The sequence below is a fragment of the Bradyrhizobium cenepequi genome, from assembly GCF_020329485.1.
Taxonomy (GTDB): Bacteria; Pseudomonadota; Alphaproteobacteria; order Rhizobiales; family Xanthobacteraceae; genus Bradyrhizobium; species Bradyrhizobium cenepequi.
In genome coordinates, this window is record NZ_JAGKJI010000042.1 from 21311 (window position 1) to 37060 (window position 15750).

General features: G+C 59.9%; 13 protein-coding genes and 4 pseudogenes. 11 read left to right on the top strand and 6 right to left on the bottom strand.

Features of this window, described 5'->3' with window-relative positions:
- The first annotated feature begins 3 nt into the window (after positions 1 to 3).
- Positions 4 to 345 carry a hypothetical protein gene (locus tag J6497_RS31145; protein WP_225708058.1) on the top strand — a complete coding sequence of 114 codons (342 nt, stop codon included), beginning with the start codon at positions 4 to 6 and terminating at the stop codon, positions 343 to 345.
- A 453-nt stretch (positions 346 to 798) separates the two neighbouring features.
- Positions 799 to 1658 (top strand): annotated as a pseudogene (locus J6497_RS31150) (IS66 family transposase); the annotation flags it as partial.
- On the opposite strand, the gene J6497_RS42185 reads toward J6497_RS31150, so the two are convergent.
- Positions 1594 to 1932: a transposase gene (locus tag J6497_RS42185; protein ID WP_225708059.1), complete on the bottom strand. Its 339-nt coding sequence runs from the start codon at positions 1930 to 1932 to the stop codon at positions 1594 to 1596. The pseudogene J6497_RS31150 and the gene J6497_RS42185 overlap by 65 nt on opposite strands.
- A 343-nt stretch (positions 1933 to 2275) precedes the next feature.
- Between J6497_RS42185 and J6497_RS31160 the strand changes: the two genes are divergently transcribed.
- The gene (locus tag J6497_RS31160) at positions 2276 to 2716 is read left to right on the top strand and encodes a VirK family protein (protein ID WP_225708060.1); all 441 of its coding nucleotides are present in this window, start codon (positions 2276 to 2278) and stop codon (positions 2714 to 2716) included.
- Positions 2717 to 2784: 68 nt separating this feature from the next.
- On the opposite strand, the pseudogene J6497_RS31165 reads toward J6497_RS31160, so the two are convergent.
- A pseudogene (locus J6497_RS31165) lies at positions 2785 to 3044 on the bottom strand (IS5/IS1182 family transposase); the annotation flags it as partial.
- A 419-nt stretch (positions 3045 to 3463) separates the two neighbouring features.
- Between J6497_RS31165 and J6497_RS31170 the strand changes: the two are divergent.
- Both J6497_RS31170 and J6497_RS31175 read left to right on the top strand, forming a co-directional pair.
- Positions 3464 to 4537 carry an aromatic ring-hydroxylating dioxygenase subunit alpha gene (locus tag J6497_RS31170; protein WP_225708061.1) on the top strand — a complete coding sequence of 358 codons (1074 nt, stop codon included), beginning with the start codon at positions 3464 to 3466 and terminating at the stop codon, positions 4535 to 4537.
- A gap of 10 nt (positions 4538 to 4547) precedes the next feature.
- Positions 4548 to 5561, top strand: a complete 1014-nt coding sequence (locus J6497_RS31175) for a PDR/VanB family oxidoreductase (protein ID WP_225708062.1) — start codon at positions 4548 to 4550, stop codon at positions 5559 to 5561.
- Here the strand turns inward: J6497_RS31175 and J6497_RS31180 are convergent.
- From J6497_RS31180 to J6497_RS31190, 3 genes are all read right to left on the bottom strand, one after another.
- Complete coding sequence (locus J6497_RS31180; RefSeq protein ID WP_225708063.1) at positions 5491 to 5682, bottom strand: ketopantoate reductase C-terminal domain-containing protein; 192 nt, start codon at positions 5680 to 5682, stop codon at positions 5491 to 5493. The genes J6497_RS31175 and J6497_RS31180 overlap by 71 nt on opposite strands.
- A gap of 208 nt (positions 5683 to 5890) precedes the next feature.
- On the bottom strand, positions 5891 to 6169 hold the full coding sequence (locus J6497_RS31185) for a TetR/AcrR family transcriptional regulator (protein ID WP_225708064.1): 279 nt from the start codon (positions 6167 to 6169) through the stop codon (positions 5891 to 5893).
- Positions 6170 to 6841: 672 nt separating this feature from the next.
- A complete protein-coding gene (locus J6497_RS31190; RefSeq protein ID WP_225708065.1) occupies positions 6842 to 7174 on the bottom strand; it encodes a KTSC domain-containing protein in 333 nt (110 codons plus the stop codon).
- A gap of 286 nt (positions 7175 to 7460) precedes the next feature.
- Here J6497_RS31190 and J6497_RS31195 point away from each other — a divergent pair, with 286 nt between their 5' ends.
- The 3 genes from J6497_RS31195 to J6497_RS31205 all read left to right on the top strand — a co-directional run bounded on the left by J6497_RS31195 (position 7461) and on the right by J6497_RS31205 (position 11351).
- A complete protein-coding gene (locus J6497_RS31195) occupies positions 7461 to 7799 on the top strand; it encodes a hypothetical protein (protein WP_225708066.1) in 339 nt (112 codons plus the stop codon).
- Positions 7800 to 8119: 320 nt separating this feature from the next.
- Positions 8120 to 9829, top strand: coding sequence for an outer membrane beta-barrel protein (locus J6497_RS31200; RefSeq protein ID WP_225708067.1), 1710 nt, complete (start codon positions 8120 to 8122; stop codon positions 9827 to 9829).
- 637 nt (positions 9830 to 10466) lie between these two features.
- Positions 10467 to 11351, top strand: coding sequence for a hypothetical protein (locus tag J6497_RS31205; RefSeq protein ID WP_225708068.1), 885 nt, complete (start codon positions 10467 to 10469; stop codon positions 11349 to 11351).
- A gap of 383 nt (positions 11352 to 11734) precedes the next feature.
- Here J6497_RS31205 and J6497_RS31210 read toward each other — a convergent pair whose 3' ends face one another.
- Positions 11735 to 12061 (bottom strand): hypothetical protein, encoded by a 327-nt coding sequence (locus tag J6497_RS31210; protein ID WP_225708069.1) that lies wholly within the window; start codon positions 12059 to 12061, stop codon positions 11735 to 11737.
- 144 nt (positions 12062 to 12205) lie between these two features.
- Here J6497_RS31210 and J6497_RS31215 point away from each other — a divergent pair.
- The 3 genes and pseudogenes from J6497_RS31215 to panD all read left to right on the top strand — a co-directional run.
- A pseudogene (locus J6497_RS31215) lies at positions 12206 to 13267 on the top strand (IS630 family transposase); the annotation flags it as partial.
- Positions 13268 to 14238: 971 nt separating this feature from the next.
- Positions 14239 to 14818, top strand: a pseudogene (locus J6497_RS31220) (biotin synthase); the annotation flags it as partial.
- Positions 14803 to 15165 (top strand): aspartate 1-decarboxylase, encoded by a 363-nt coding sequence (gene panD / locus J6497_RS31225; RefSeq protein WP_225708070.1) that lies wholly within the window; start codon positions 14803 to 14805, stop codon positions 15163 to 15165. The pseudogene J6497_RS31220 and the gene panD, both read left to right, overlap by 16 nt.
- The last annotated feature ends 585 nt before the right edge of the window (positions 15166 to 15750 follow it).

Consider the following 15750-nt stretch of genomic DNA (forward strand, 5'->3'; position numbering starts at 1 on the left):
AGAGTGCCTTTGAAGGACCCAGACGCCGTAGCGGCAATCGTCTCAACTTTGCGGCGCGTTCACGGCGACAACATTGCACGCGCGTTGCTGAAAGACGGCGTGAGCTTGGCGGCACTTATCGATGCGGCGTTCCGCTTGCCAATAAGCAACGGTAACGCTGTCCGAATGATTGGGAGAGCGCTTCGCTCTGGCGATTTCAGCTTCACACCGGACATGGGGCCGCTCTGGCACGTGCGGTACATCTATGAGGATCGACGTGCATCGATGCGCGTCGTGGACATGGAGATGTCAACGCCGGACAGGACCTTCTCGAGCGCTGAGATTTCGTTGCGGCTGTCGGCATGACGCGAAACCAAGTCCCTCCCTCTCACGGCGTTTTTTGTCAATCGGATTGCAATTTTGCGCCTGATTGGCGTCCGCTTTTTTGGAGGCCGATCCGCGGCTCAGGAGTCAAATTTGCAGGCTGGAACACAGGCTGTCGAGAGTAGGCGAGCGGATACGATGCGCCGCCCAAGATCGCAACGAGTAGCTGCGCCGGATGCGGCTGAATTTATCTGGGGTATATAATACAAAAGCGCAATGTCTCTGGTTCAGGGAATTGGTGCTCACCCCTCGACATCCTCGACCTCGCCGCCGCGTCCGACGAGAGCGATCCGATGCCGGCGGCCGAGCAACGGGGCGCAAGCTTCCGGGCAAGCCGCATCGTGACCTCGGTCTTCGGCATGACCGCCACCTGTCAGCCCGAGATCGGCTTCGACATGAGCCGTCCGACTATCTCACATAGACCCTTGTCGAGCCTGGACAGTCTCCCCCGATGACCGATTTCGGCCGCTCCCCCTTGCACTCCGCTTCGACGGCGAGCCCGCCGACCCCGGCGACACATCACCGACACCCGATCGCGAGCGGACGACGATCTGCTGGGCGATCCGCGCGACGATCGGCCGTGAACCGGCGCCGACCCGCCGGCAGTGGCCTACACTTTCGCGCCCGGTCGCGGCCCCGTCTACGCGCGCAGGCTGCTCGACGGTTATCGCGGCATCGTGCAATGCGACAGCTATACCGTCTGCAAGACCATTGCCGACACCGCGCCTGACGCGGCGATCACGCCGGCTTTCTGCAGGTCGCATTTGCGGTGGCGCTTCTTCGTTGTCCAGGACGGTTCTGCCTCGATCGCTGACGAAGCGCTCGAGCCTGTCGCCGCTCTCTATGCCATCGAGTAGACGATCAGGGGCCGCAGCGCCGATGAGCGCCGTGCCGTCCGCCAGGAGCGCAGCAAGGCGCTGGTGCTGGCGCTCAAGGCCTGGTTCGAGCGGCAACTCACCCGCGTCTCGGGCAAAGCGACAATTGCCCAGCACATCCGTTAAGCCTTGAACCACTGGGATGCCTGACGCGGTTTCCTCGACGACGGTCGCATTAAGCTCGACACCCACATCGTCGAACGAAGCATCCGTCCTCTTATCAACCGCAAGAATGCACTGTTCGCGGGGCATCATGAGGGCGCGGAGAACTGTGCCTGCATTGCTTCGCTGATCGACCTGCCGGTCTGCGGCGTCGAGCCGCGGGCTTATCTGACCGGCGTCCTCACCAGACTTGTCAATCTCTGGCCGGCCTCGCGTCTGGACGAACGCATGCCCTGGGCATCGATCGCCGCAAGCTAACGGCCTTGCCGCTTGACGAGCTCGCTTTCTGGATCGTGATCGCTCCAGCAGACCTCGTCGCCACCGGCTCCGTGACTTCTGGCAGCTTCAACACCTCGTCGCGTATCGCCTTGCGCCAAGCCGACAAATGCCGCGGCGACAGATCGTGGCGCCGCGCGATACCCGAGACGATCGCGCCCGGCACAAAGGATTCTGCGACGATCCGTCCCTTGACCTCGCCACTCCAGCGCCACCGGACCCGTAGCTGGGATGCTTCGACAACAGGCTCGATCATCTATGCAAACCGTGCTCTTCAAGACCGAACGCATGTTGCCGATCAGCTCACGAGCAACAAGGTGGGGTCAAAGGATCGCTCGCTTACGTTCGTCCTTTCGGAGCTGCCACCGCTGGTCCAAATCGTGCAGAGAGCGTCACAAATTGTGACGCCACTTCGCAAACCTTACATACGCGTTTGTGACGTTAGATTAGCCTTCGCAACCACTTGCGCGCGGTTGCGACACGTGTTGTTTCGAAGGCGAACGTGCCCGATGTCTTGAATCCGCCAAGCTGTTTGCGAACACGACATCGGGCAACTTGGCGCTTGCGCGGCCTGTGGTTCATGTAGAGGAGAAGAGCATATGCAGTTCAGTGGCAGACGCCTGTCGATCCTGTTTTCCTTGCTTTTGGCTGCAAGCGTGAGCACGATCGCCAAGGCCGATGAGCCCTCGCCGAAATACGCCGAGGTGCTCAGTGCCCTGCACGCCGGCAAGAATGTGAAGGTCATACTGGACCTCAACCGCTGTACCACCGTAGATGGCGGCAAGCCCGGGCCGGCCGTGCAGGGCGGGCTGGTTATCAGGGCCTTCAGCGAAACCGCCCAGAACGGCATCAGCTTCGGCGGTGCGCATCAAACCGTAGACAACTCGGGGCACCCGGTGACGGAATACCATCGCCACATCCTCAGCCGCGAAGGCAAGCTCACGATGCGGGTCTCCAAGCTGGCCGCCGGGGCGGCCGAAGCCGTGAAGGAGGGCGAATTCGTCTGCGAACTGCCGGACGGCGCGAAGTTCGTCTGGTAATCGGAAAAAGCACTACGGCACGGCCGCGGTGCGATTTCGCTACCCCGATCCTCTAGGCCATGTGACACTCATCGGAGCCGTAACACGGTAGCCGCGATCGTGACGACGGCCAGGTAGTTTCTGGTCGTGTTTTCAGCGGGGTCGCCGCGCGACGAAATTGCTTCAGTTTGCTGAAGTAGCATTCGATGAGGCGATGATGGGCGTAGAGGTGTTTGTTGAGCGGATATTTGAGTGATCGCGAGGGGTTGTTGGGAATGATGGCTTGGGCCCCTTTGTCAGCCGCAGCATCGCGGATGTGATCGGCGTCATAAGCGGCATTCGCGATGATCTGGGTCGCTCATGTCAGATCGTGTGCCACAGCTGCAAATCGACTCACCATCGATGTGGATACCCAACGCAACGGGTAGACATCGTCCAAAATAGGGCCGTCAGGAGGCGGCACGCAGTGATGATGAAAGTCGAGGACGACGAGAAGTCGCTACTTGTGGCGCTCAGCTCTACATCGCCGTGCGCGTAAAATGAGCACGAAAAAGCTTGAACCTGACGCAGCGTCAGGTTGTAGGCTTGGCGGTGCCTGTAGCTCATCGACAAACCCATTCGAGCGGCGTGGCTTATTGCCACGCTTGTCATTTGAGGATGATGAGTGATCGCCGAGGAACATCTCGTGCCGGGGCGGCAAGGCGCAGGCTATTGGAATGGGCTTAGACAAGCCCGCGACCATCGACCGGACCAGGGAGAGACGCCACCATGAACGCATCCAAGCCTTTTCCGCTCAACGCCTGGTACGCGGCTGCATGGTGCCACGAAATCGGCCGCGAGCTGTCCGCCCGCACCATCTGCGGCAAGAACGTCGTGCTCTACCGGCTCACCGACGGCGTGATCGCCGCGCTGGAGGATGCCTGCTGGCACCGGCTGCTGCCGCTGTCGCTCGGACATCTCAAGGGCGATGACGTCATGTGTGGCTATCACGGGCTGGTCTTCAATTCGGCCGGCCGCTGCACCTACATGCCCGCGCAGAAGACGATCAATCCGTCAGCTTGCGTGCGCGTCTATCCGGTCGCCGAGCGGCATCGCCTGGTCTGGCTGTGGCCCGGTGACCCCGCGCTGGCGGACCCTGCCAAAATTCCGAATTTTCACTGGAACGACGGCACGCAATGGCTCGGCGAGGGGGGCACGTTCTATCAGCTGAAATGCGACTATCGCCTTGTGATCGACAATCTCATGGACCTCACCCACGAGACGTATGTTCACGCCGGCAGCATCGGCGATGAGGCGATCACGGCCGCGCCCTTCGATGTGACCCACACCGGCGACACGGCGACGATGACGCGCTGGATGATCGACATCGAGCCGCCCCCGTTCTGGGCGCGCCAGCTCGGACGGCCGGGCCGTGTCGATCGCTGGCAGATCGTGACGTTCCAGGCACCGTCGGTCGTCGTCGGCGACGTCGGCGTGGCGCTGACAGGTACGGGCGCGCCGCAAGGCGACCGCTCGCACGGCGCCAACGGCGCGTTCTTGGCGGCGATCACCCCCGAGACCGAGATGACCTGCCACTATTTCTGGAACTTCGTCCGCAATTATCGCAGGCATGATGCGCAATTGACGAAAGAGCTCCAGCTCGCCCACGTCAATGGCGGAGCGGGCGTCTACGATCAGGATCACAGGGTATTGGAGGCGCAGCAGGCCGCGATCGACAAGAACCCGCGTTCGCCCTTCTACGATCTCAACATCGATGCGGGCGCGCTCTGGGCGCGGCGGCTGATCGACCGGATGCTGGCCGACGAACAGGCCCGCGTGATCGCAAATGTTGCGGCCGAGTGAGCGGAAGGTCATGGCCAAGCCAATCGAATGGGCAGCCACGCGCCTTCGCGCCACGCGTGAGCTTACTCCTGACGTCCGTCTCTTCGAGATCGAGCCGGACCGCGCATTCGTCACCGCAACGCCCGGCAGTCACATCGACGTCGTTGTGCCCATTGACGGCCGGCCGCAGCTTCGCAGCTATTCGCTGATAGGACCTTGTCCGGACGGACTCTATCGCATCGCCGTCAAGCGGCTCGCGTCCAGCCGGGGCGGGTCTATCGGCATGTGGCGCCTCAAGGCGGGCGAACGGCTTACGATCTCCGCGCCGAGCAACAGCTTCGAATTGAGCTACGGCCGGCCGGAATATCTGCTGCTCGCCGGCGGCATCGGCATCACGCCGATCTACACGATGGCACTAGCGCTGAAGCAAGCGGGCGCGAATTTTCGCCTGCTCTATGCCGCGCGCAGCCGCGGCGACCTGGCGCTCGCAGACGAGCTAGCCCGTCATATCGGCGAACGGCTTCAGCTCTTCGTCGGCGAAGAGGGACAGCGCATCGACATCGCCGGCGAGATCGCCCAACTCGATCGGCGCGGCGAGCTCTATGTGTGTGGCCCGTTCGGCATGTTGGAGGCGACCAGGCGCTTGTGGTACGATGCAGGCAGGCCCGTGGCGCACCTCCGCTACGAGACGTTTAGCAATGCTGGCAACTTTGCGGACGCGTCGTTCAAGATTAGGATTCCCCGGCTGGGTCTCGAAGTCGACGTCCCCGCCAACCGCTCCATGCTGGAGGCGCTTGAAGATGCGGGCGTCGACATGATCTTCGGTTGCCGACGCGGGGAATGTGGCCTGTGCGTCCTGCCGATCCTGGAGGCGTCGGCCCCGGTTGATCATCGCGACGTGTTCTTCAGCAGCGAGGAGCAGGCGACGAACGGGAAGCTGTGCACCTGCGTGTCGCGCGCGGCCAGCGGTTGCATTACCGTCGATACGCCCGATCGAATGCCGACCCAGCGTCATTCCCCGACGTCCCTATCGTGCAGGGCTTGAGCAACGTGTACGTCATGCTGTGGACCGGCGTAGCCACGGTGAGTTCGCGGCCGAGCTCGACCACCTTGCCATCGAGCCAGGGCCGCTCCAGCTGGTTGACGCGCTCGAGGTCGAGCGCCATCGATGCGGCGAGAGGTGCTCCGCGAGGTTCTTGGCAGATACCGCCTTGCCTCCTTCCAACGCACGGCGACGCCCGCGGAGGCCAACAGGCGGGCTACGTCGGAAACCAATGCCTTCTCCACCTCGCAGAAAAACGGGACTGATGAGTGCTGCCGTGGTCGCGATCAGTTCGCCGAGGTGCTCGACACCGACTGCATTGCCGTAGGGCCTCAAAGGCGCCGAGCACGCGCTCTTCGAGATTGGATCTTTCGCGAGCGAGAGCCGCCCTTGCCCGGGGCGCGCATCGCCTCCAGGGTGTACGTGACCATGGCCCTGAATAGGGTTTCCTTGGTCTGGAAGTGGAGGTACAGGCGGTGGCGCGAAATCACTATCGCCTGGGCCACGTCGTCCATTGACGTTTTCTTGAAGCCATAGCGTAGGAAGACGCTGGTCGCCGCCTTGAGGATTGCGACGTGCCGCGCCGCTCCGGTGTCGCTAGTCGCGCTCATGCCGGCACGACAGTCGAGGTCGGGCCCGGCAGATCGCCGCACCGTCGGAACGCGGGCGTTCGGTGGGACTCGTCACCAGTGGCGTCGTAATCGGATTTCTCGCTGCCCGTTTCGTATCTGGAGTGATTGCCGACTTTGGTGCTGGAGGTCGGTCTATCTTGCTTCCGCGGTGCCAATGTTCACGATGAGCGCGTTGCTCATGCGGCTCCTTCCACGCCAAGCCGTGACACAGGCCTCTGAGAGCTATGAAACGGTGCTTCGCTCTATCCCGCCTTGTTTCTACGTGGGCCGCTCCTGCGGGCACGAGCCGTCCTGGCGCTCATGGTTTTCGCGAGCGTCAGCACGCTTTTGACCTCAATGGTGCTGCCGTTGAGCGCGGCACCTCTGTTTCTGTCGCACACAGAGATCGGCCTGTTCGGTTGACCTCGGTCGCTTTGACGTTCATGAGCCCTCCCTTGCAATCGTCTGTCACGCTGCAGATGAAATCCTCTGGCTAGCTCTCGTGTGCATACGATCAGATTTACCGTGATTTCCGCATCCGAAAGCGAATGTCTTGAGCGTCCGCGCCGGCTTATCCACTGTCAGTTTAATTTGCTGAAATGCTGGTAAAGCGCCCGGAGATGAAGCGAATCAGCGGGCCACGTCGCGACGGTTCTGATACCACTTCCGGAATCAGTACTTCGCCAGCCGATGCGTGCGGCAATTAAACGGGCCATCCGAGCCGGCGCCCTTTATGGTGGCGTTGTAGAACTTGCCCGACGCCGACGCCTCGAAGGTCGCCGCCGGCATCTCGCAATAGTGGTGATACACTGAGTCCAGCTGCACGATCATGAGCTGCAGGTTCTTGTCGTAGCAGGCGCGACCGATGAAGCTGCTGCGCGTGATGTCGGTGCACGCGAAGGGGGGCCGGTCGAGCTTACCATAATACTTGACGTCAATTGCCTCTGCCGCGGCCCAGTTGGCGCTAGCAGCGATGACGCCAATGACGGAGACGAAGCGCAACACAAGAACCTCCGAGCCCCTGCGGGCATACCGCCATTTTGGCGCAAGAACGCGAGGGTTGTCGTCTCGGTCTTAGGAGACAACTATCATGCCCCAAAATCTCTATGCGGATGGGTGTCACAGGACAAGCAGCAATGCACCAACTACAGATACGACTTGATGCTAACGGCGTTGCCGCTCCGGCACAGCGTGCGCCTTGGCAGTGCAGCGAGATTGTTGCTTTTTTCTCGATGCCGCGGCCAATGCGGACCTATCAAAGCAACCATTTTCATCCAGACCCTCAGTTACAATGACCTACAGGTTCACCAGTCCGGATATGACGGCTGACGAACGCTACAGTCTGTATGAGAGCTGGCTGCTCTCGAAGGGCTTTCAGGAGCTTGCCCGCGGCGTTCACGAGACGCTTGAGCAGGCACTGATATTCAGCGAAATGCTGAAATATCAACCGGCGCAGACCACTTGGGGCGATTTTCAGAAACACGTCCAACAGCTTGAGCATCGAGCAGGACGCCTCCCCTTTCCAGCACTTCTCGCAGAAGTTAACGGCAGGAATTCCGCGAAAGTCTCTTTTCGGGAGATCAGTCGTACATTGAAATTCTCCCGAACTGTTGTGTCGTACCGCGAATAGCTCAACGCTCATTTCATTGCGCGGTTGTGAGGAGACGTAGAGCAAGAGACGAACCAATTCGAAGGAGCGCTCACCCGATCAATCTGCGGGAATTGCGTGCAGCATGCGCTTCGTGTCAGACGTCAGACGGGCTTTGTTTCAATACCTATCGCGTGTTGTTGCGAAGACGACGTCCCTCACTAAAAAGGGCCCAAGCGATGCGCATCGCTTCCGCTGGCCCCGATCCTGCACACCAGAAGCGCGTGGAAGCGGCGCTAGCAAACGTCAGCCAGTCGGCGTTCGTTGCAAGCTGGTGTCGCGCGTTGTGCTCGTGAGGTGATATGCGATCAAAACTTCTTCTTTGTGGTGCCGCAACAGCTGCGCTCCTTGCAAGCGGTGCTGCCAGTTCGGCAGATCTCGGACCGGCCGTAAAGGTCCCGCCGGCATTGTGGAGCTGGACCGGAGGGTATATCGGCGGGCATGTCGGCGGGGGCTACGGCCGGACATCGTTCAGTAATCCCTACGGTCCGTCAATTTACGGCGACGTTGCCGATACGCCTGTGTTCATGGCCGGAGGCCAGATCGGCTACAATTGGCAGAAGGAGAGCTGGGTTCTTGGCGTCGAATTGGATGCCAGTGGCGCCGTCTCGGACGGTACGAACAGCTGTCTTGCCGTCTCCGGGATTGTCGTGGGCGCAAACTGCAAGGCAGGTCCAAACGTCTTTTTCACCGGGACTGGCCGCTTGGGTTATGCGTTTGGCCCGCAGGGCCACACCCTGGTTTATCTCAAGGGGGGCGTGGCTTGGCAACACAATCGCGGCGATGTCGTCAATAACAACGAGTTCTCTGGCGAGACGCCACAGGGCGCAACTCATTTCGACTATGGTCGTGTAGGTGGCACAATTGGCGCGGGCGTTGAGCAAGCGCTCACGCCGGCCTGGTCCGTCAAACTCGAGTATGGCTATCTGATGTTCGGCGGGCCAAGTGTGGCAACCCCTCCAACGGTGCAATATCCGCCGCCTGCAATTATTCCGGCAAACACAACCAGCCTGTCCAGCAGCTATCATGTCGGCAAGGTTGGTCTGAACTACCATTTTGACGCCGACCCACGGGCGCCGGCATGGTCCGATACACCACTATACGCGACAAGGCCAACCTTCAGCGCGCCGCCGATTGCCTTCACTCGGGGTTGGTCGCTGGAAAGCGGCACGCGGGTCTGGCTGAGCCGAGGAAGATTTCAGTGGGACAATGCAAGCGATCGAGATCCAACCGATCTCTTGTCAAGACTCACTTATCGCAAGCTGGATGGGATTTCCGGTGAGTTGTTCGAACGGGTTGACAGCCCCTGGGGGATCTTCCTGAAAGGCAATATCGGATTCGGGCGCTTCAACAACGGAAAGATGAATGATGAAGATTGGGGCCTGCCCCCGCCTTACCCTCCCGTCGGATATTCCAACATGATATCGGGCCAGGCGAACGGAAAGTTCATGTACTACACGGCTGATGCCGGCTACGATTTCTTGCGCGGCAGCACCTATAAGGTCGCTGGGTTTGTCGGCTGGACCTATTACGGCCAGAAATCTGACTCGACAGGATGCGCGCAGATCGCCTCCCCCGACTTTCCATGCCTTGTGCCGGGCGATAGAAGGGTTATCGGCAGCCAAGATACCGATTGGAATGCGCTGCGCATCGGCCTCAACGCTGAGACCATGTTGCTCGACCGTTGGCGCGTGAGCGCCGATGTTGCTTACCTGCCTTGGACCGATTTCCAGGGTCGCGACAACCATCTCCTGCGCCCTGACACGACCTTCGCCGATCAGCGCGGCAGTGGTGGCGGCGGTGTGCAGGTAGAAGGAGTCCTGTCCTACTTCATCACTGACAATTTCAGCGTCGGTGTCGGGGGTCGCTATTGGGCAATGTGGACTCCAAGATACAGCAAGGCAACCTGCACCGGCTGCGATGGGGCGGGCATCATTACTGAACCTAGCCCTGGGAAGTACAGCATGGAACGATGGGGCACGTTCCTGCAGGCGTCCTACAAGTTTGACTGAAGCTGCTCGCTCCTCGCCGAGCCTAGCTCTGGGCACGCCAGACGGACATTGCCACGCAGATTGATTCTCACGATCGACGCTTGACCATTGGTAATTGGAAGCTTCGGGAGGCCGCGACTACACAATCACGCAAGCTTGGGTCCCGTGGCTAGACTCAGGCTCGCGTCGGGAAACAATGCTGCAAGCTTTTCGATCGTTCAGGGTCGAAAGCTTGCAACGGTTTACGAAGGTGGAGGTCAGGCGCCGCGGGAGCCGTGCACTGTCATGTCAAGACGATCTTCGATGTCAGAGCGGCCGAGCTTGAGACGTCCGCGCTCGTCCAGCGCATCAACAATCCCCAAGGGCCAGCCATCCTCAGGAACAACTTGCGCGTCGGCCAATGCCTATCGGCGATGCTGTGGAAAAGCCGGTCGGCTGAACTGTCACTATGCCAGTGGCCTACCGTGCTATTGAAGCCGAAATCGACGCAGTCGGCCGGAGAGGCTGCCGTAAATCCAATGCCGAGCCCGCGAGTTGCGGCTGCGCTTCCATCAACCGCCGGAGCATTTGCAGCTGGCGTAAAGGTGATCGGTGCGGTTGTGTCCTTCCCAGGGGAGCACCAGGGCAGGTGTAGGCGAGGGCGGCTCGCCTGCTCCCGTTGAGCCCACGCCAGATCGGCTACGCGGCATGGAGCGCCTGTGACGGCGATTGTCGGAGTTACGACACGCTGTCGACCCCGCGACACGTGCCAGACGGAAATGGAAGACAAATCAGCATCGGCTTGTTTGGTACGCGCCTTGAAAGGAAGGAGCCGTCCCGCCGTATGATGCCCCAAAGAGGTGATCTTGCAATGAGCGCTCCGAATTTGACGAAACTGGCCAATACCTTCGGAACTGACAAGGGCGATGAGGTTGCCGACGCCCATGGCTACACGAGCATTTACTCGTTTCTGTTCGAGGAATTCCGCCACGAACCTTTCACGATGGTCGAGATTGGACTGCAGCACGGCTCTCTCGATCCCGATGCACTGCCCACTCGCAAGGTCAACGACATCCCGTCGATCAAGATGTGGCTTGAGTTCTTTCCCAAAGCCGACATCATCGGCTGCGACATTGCTGATTTCAGCACCTTCAAGATGGACCGCTTTCGTTTCGAGCGCCTGGACATGGGCGATGCGGCAGCCCTGGAGCGCCTTGCGAGCTCGCTCCCGCCCGTCAAGATCATCATCGATGACGCCTCGCACGCCGCTTACCACCAGCAGCTTGCGTTAGCGAAGCTTTTTCCCATCGTCCAGCCAGGCGGCTTTTACTTCATCGAGGATCTGCACGTCTCGCACCCCGTTGCCGCAAGATTACCCTCCTGCAATCCGACCGAGGCAGTGGTTGAGAAGTTCAAGCAGACGCGTCAGCTCGACATTCCCTTCCTGCCCGGGATCGAGCGCAGAAACCTCGAGACCTCAATCCGAAAGATGTTCATCCATCGCAACGATAGGGGCTACGTAACCAGCTGGACCATGAAAATGGTCGGCTTCGAAAAGTATTAAAGCACCAACCGCCGATCATCCGCCATGCAGATGGTCTGCTCCAAGCAAGAAACCTTCCACTCTTTCGTCCCGTCCCACCAGATTTTCAGAAGGCGAGAACGTATGATCATATCGTCTGGAGCACCGGCGTCGTGCAGCACGTCATCCGCAGCATGGGACTGAGAGATTTTGCCTTCCCCGAGCTGCGGCCGCTGCTTACTGAGGAGCCGCTCGCTGGCTCCATATATCATCGGGTGCTGGGGAGCGCGGAGATGGCGATGGCCGCCGAAAACAAGGTCCGAAGCGTGATACGTCCGGTGTGGATCCGCAGACCGCGTACTTGCAGTGCGGCAAGTTTTAGCGCGCGCAAGATCCAGCCTTCCAGCGTGGCGCGCGCCCTTGCTTCAGATGATCGCCATGTCGGCCTCTTTGCCGACTTCCAGCGAGGCAGCCATCTGGCGCAGCGCCCATTCGAGATCTTCGACGTGCTCCGGTACGCCGATCGAGATCCTCGGCGCTGAGATCAAGGAGGGCTCGACCAGGAGAGCGGAGGGAGGGGTGGTGATGACACCACGCTGCAAGGCGCGGGCTGCTACGCGCTGTGCGGCGTCGCTTGGCAGGTCCAGCCAGACATGGAAGCTCGCGGGACGGTCTGGACGGATGTGCGGACGGAGGATTTGGGAGGCGAGCTTCACGCGCTTCCTCGCCTCCTGCACCAGAGACTGCTTCACGCGAGCGGCCGTTCCGGTTCTGATCCATTCCGAGACGATCAAAGATGAGATTGGGGACGCCATCCAGCAGGTCGCATGCATGGCTTGATGAATCTGCGCTAGCACCCACTTTTCTTGGATCGTGAGTCGTGATTCAAGATATGGATGATACCCGAAGCAAGAGAAGTCCACCTTTCGCGGAAAGATCGCAAGGTGCTTGAGGCGTGTTGTCGCTCGCCGGTGACGTTGCAGCGCGATTTGAAGCGGGCGCAGATAGTTTTGTTGGCGGCGGACGGTCGCAGCACGCGGTCGATCGCCAAGGAAGTTGGGGTCCAGCCGCGGATTGTCAGCCTTTGGCGGCATCGCTATGCCGATCATGGGCTTGAAGGGCTGAAGGACAAGCCGCGGCCTGGCAAGCAGCCGATTTATACGAAGACGACCGACAAGCGGATTCTGAAGCTGCTGGACAAGCCGCCCCCGCAAGGGTTTGCGCGCTGGACCGGCCCTCTGCTGGCCGAGGCGCTGGGCGATGTTGACGTCCAATATGTCTGGCGGTTCCTGCGCAGCCACAAGATTGACCTGGCGGCTCGCAAGTCCTGGTGCGAGAGCAACGACCCGAACTTTACGGCCAAAGCCGCCGATGTTGTCGGCCTCTACGTCGCCCCGCCCGCGAAGGCCATTGTGCTATGCGTGGACGAGAAGCCCTCGATCCAGGCTTTGGAGCGAGCGCAGGGCTATCTGAAACTGCCCAATGGCCGCGCCTTGACCGGCCAGAGCCACGACTACAAGCGGCATGGCACCACAACACTGTTTGCGGCACTCGAAGTCGCCACCGGGAAGATCATCGCAGCTCATTCAAAACGGCGTCGCCGCGTCGAGTTTCTCGACTTCATGAACAGCGTCACCGCGGCCTTTCCGGGCCGAAAGCTTCACGTCATCCTCGACAATCTCAACACCCACAAGAAAAACGAACATTGGCTCAAGGCCCGCCCCAACGTGCAGTTTCATTTCACGCCGACAAGTGCGTCCTGGCTCAATCAGGTCGAGGTATGGTTTTCGATCTTGCAGGGGCAGTCGCTTAGCGGCACCTCCTTCACAAGCCTCAAGCAGCTTCAGGACCACATCGATGCCTACGTCAACGCGTACGACGACAAAGCCCAGCCCTTCGTCTGGACCAAGAAAAAGGTCCGTCAACGCCGATTCAAAGACCGCCGTATCACTCAGCTCCGATTCCGGGTACTAGGCAGGCGCACATCACCCTTTGGTGTAATAGCAGTTCTCTCGGCGACGCACCTTTCACGAGAGGCTCTATGCCACGCGGGACATACAAAACGCCGACAACGGCACTGGCCCCAGGAGACAGAAGATGGCAGCATAGATGTAAGCGGTCATCACGGCCGCAACTAACAGATACCCGATCGTGGTGTCGTGCGCGGCTCAGAACGCAATGATAGAGCCGAGATAAAGGGCGTATCGCACAAATTTCTAGTACAGCCCGGGGATTGCGCTGCCGTATATCGCGTCCGGCAAGGTTAGCCAGCGCAGCTGTCACCGCCCCGTAGCTTCCTCGGGCTGCCAGATAATTCCTGGCGTCGGGTGCAAATTCGCAGCGTGAGGCAGCGGCTCGGAGCGCACAGGTATTTCGTTCAATGTAGTTCGGCACATATTGTGTCCAGCAATCTTTGAAGCGCTTGCGCGCCATGACGTTGTGTTGCATGGCAAACAGAACCATCCGGCCCCTCTACAGCAAGCGCTTCGATACACGTGTGCGGGCCCGCGTCGATCGTATTCGGCACGACGAGGCCACTTGCGAAACCGACAGCGCATAGAATTGTGATGAAGAAAGCGATGTCCGCGGCTGATCTGTAGAGAAAATTGACGATCCTTGAAAATCGAGTCCCGGACGATTCCTGGCTAATGGGGCGGGTTTGGGTCATGATTGACTCCGCTAAGCCACTGCCTCGCGCAGTGGGGCGCTAAAGAATACCGAACTCGGGCGCTCAAAGCCTTGAAGAGACACTTGGCTTGTCGCTAACAGGATAATGCGTTTATCTTGAGGAGGGAATCGTCCGGAAGCTACTTAACACGGCGCAGGGCCTCTCCATCCTGGTAGCTAAATAGAACTCGACTGTCGTGCTACGCTTTCCGATCATGCTGTCGTTCTTGTGACCCCCGGATAAGGCCGCAGCCTCTTTCAGGCCGGACTCGCGTTCTACAATCACGACGGCGATACTTCGCCGGAGTTCTGCGGCAAGATCATCACCACCCGCACTCTGTAGAACTTCATCGACACACTTGCACATGTGCGCGAGGCCGGCATAAAGGTGTGCAGCGGCGGCATTATTGGGATGGGCGCGCGCCTCGAGGACCGGCTCAGCATGTTGGCGCTGCTCGCCAATCTCCGAAGCATCCAGAATGGGTGCCGATCAACCTCTGGAACGAGGTCAAGAGCGTGCCGGTCAATGACACCGCGGACCGTCCCGATCCGATCGCGCTGGCGCGCCTCGTCGCGACCGGCCGAAATCACGATGCCCAAGAGCGTCGTGCGGTTGTCCGCCGGGCGACAGTATAGGAGCGATGAACGGCAGGCGCTGTGCCTCGTCGCCAGTGCCGATTCGCTCTTGATCGGCGATGTTGATCACCAAAAACCCGCGGCGCGACCGCGACGCGAATTTGTTCCACCGGAGCGGCATCGCGTCCGAACCTTGCCTCAACTGGAACAGGCAGCGAGCACGATGCGCAAACTCCCGTATAGGTGACAAATGCAGATTACGTTGATGAAAGGCAAAATCCATCGCGCCTCGGTGACGGAAGCCGACCTGAACTATGAAGGCTCCATATCCATTGATCGTGCGCTAATGGACGCGGCGGGATTTTTGGTCAACGAGCGCGTTGAAATTTACAACATCGAAACCGGAGCGCGCTTCGCCACCTATGTGATAGAGGCACCCAAGCGGTCCGGCACCATCGGCCTGAATGGTGCGGCCGCGCGATTGGCGATGATCGGGGACAACGTGATTATCGTTGCATATGCCTCCTTTGATGAGGTGGAAGCAAAAACCTTCACACCACGCGTTGTGCTGGTTGACCGAGAAAATCGCATCCTACCGGGTCGAAGGCTATGAGGCGTTCGCAGATGCTAGGTTGTGCTGCACGGCATCGGTACTCTGGCGCGATCGAGGACTGATTGCGCTCGAAGTAAAGAATGAGCTCGATTCATTCGGCCAAAGTTGCCGATTACGTCGAGGCTTGCATGCCCTGAAAGAAGATAACGGCTGCGCGGGCCTCAAGCCGCGCGCATTTGTGGATTTTGCATCGAACGACTATCTCGCGCTTCCGACTGCGCCACTATGAGAAAGCCTGTCTCTGCCGGCCGGCAACACCGATCGGAGGCGGTGGCTCGCGGCTTCTGCTCGGCAATTGTGAGGAGCATGAAAATCTCGAATCCGAAGCTACCACGGTCCTCGGGGCAGAGAGAGCGCTTTCCTTTTGGCGGCGGTTAGTCGCAAATTTTGCTTCTGGTTACAACGCTGCGGCGGGGCGATTACTTGTCCTCGAGTCCTGGTTCGAGTGTCATGAAGGCGCGCGAGCTGGCAGGCCCGACTTCGGATGAGCGCCCATCGTGACACGAGTCGTGGAGACCATAGATCACTGAGTGCGGCTTTGAATCGGTTCGAGCTGCTTCTTGGCCAGGATGGCGACCGAGCTGC

What these genes read in the sequence shown, in the direction of transcription:
- J6497_RS42185 (WP_225708059.1), bottom strand. Translation starts at nt 1,932, where the DNA reads ATGATCGAGCCTGTTGTCGAAGCATCCCAGCTACGGGTCCGGTGGCGC.
- J6497_RS31160 (WP_225708060.1), top strand. Translation starts at nt 2,276, where the DNA reads ATGCAGTTCAGTGGCAGACGCCTGTCGATCCTGTTTTCCTTGCTTTTG.
- J6497_RS31170 (WP_225708061.1), top strand. Translation starts at nt 3,464, where the DNA reads ATGAACGCATCCAAGCCTTTTCCGCTCAACGCCTGGTACGCGGCTGCA.
- J6497_RS31175 (WP_225708062.1), top strand. Translation starts at nt 4,548, where the DNA reads ATGGCCAAGCCAATCGAATGGGCAGCCACGCGCCTTCGCGCCACGCGT.
- J6497_RS31180 (WP_225708063.1), bottom strand. Translation starts at nt 5,682, where the DNA reads ATGGCGCTCGACCTCGAGCGCGTCAACCAGCTGGAGCGGCCCTGGCTC.
- J6497_RS31185 (WP_225708064.1), bottom strand. Translation starts at nt 6,169, where the DNA reads ATGAGCGCGACTAGCGACACCGGAGCGGCGCGGCACGTCGCAATCCTC.
- J6497_RS31195 (WP_225708066.1), top strand. Translation starts at nt 7,461, where the DNA reads ATGACCTACAGGTTCACCAGTCCGGATATGACGGCTGACGAACGCTAC.
- J6497_RS31200 (WP_225708067.1), top strand. Translation starts at nt 8,120, where the DNA reads ATGCGATCAAAACTTCTTCTTTGTGGTGCCGCAACAGCTGCGCTCCTT.
- panD (WP_225708070.1), top strand. Translation starts at nt 14,803, where the DNA reads ATGCAGATTACGTTGATGAAAGGCAAAATCCATCGCGCCTCGGTGACG.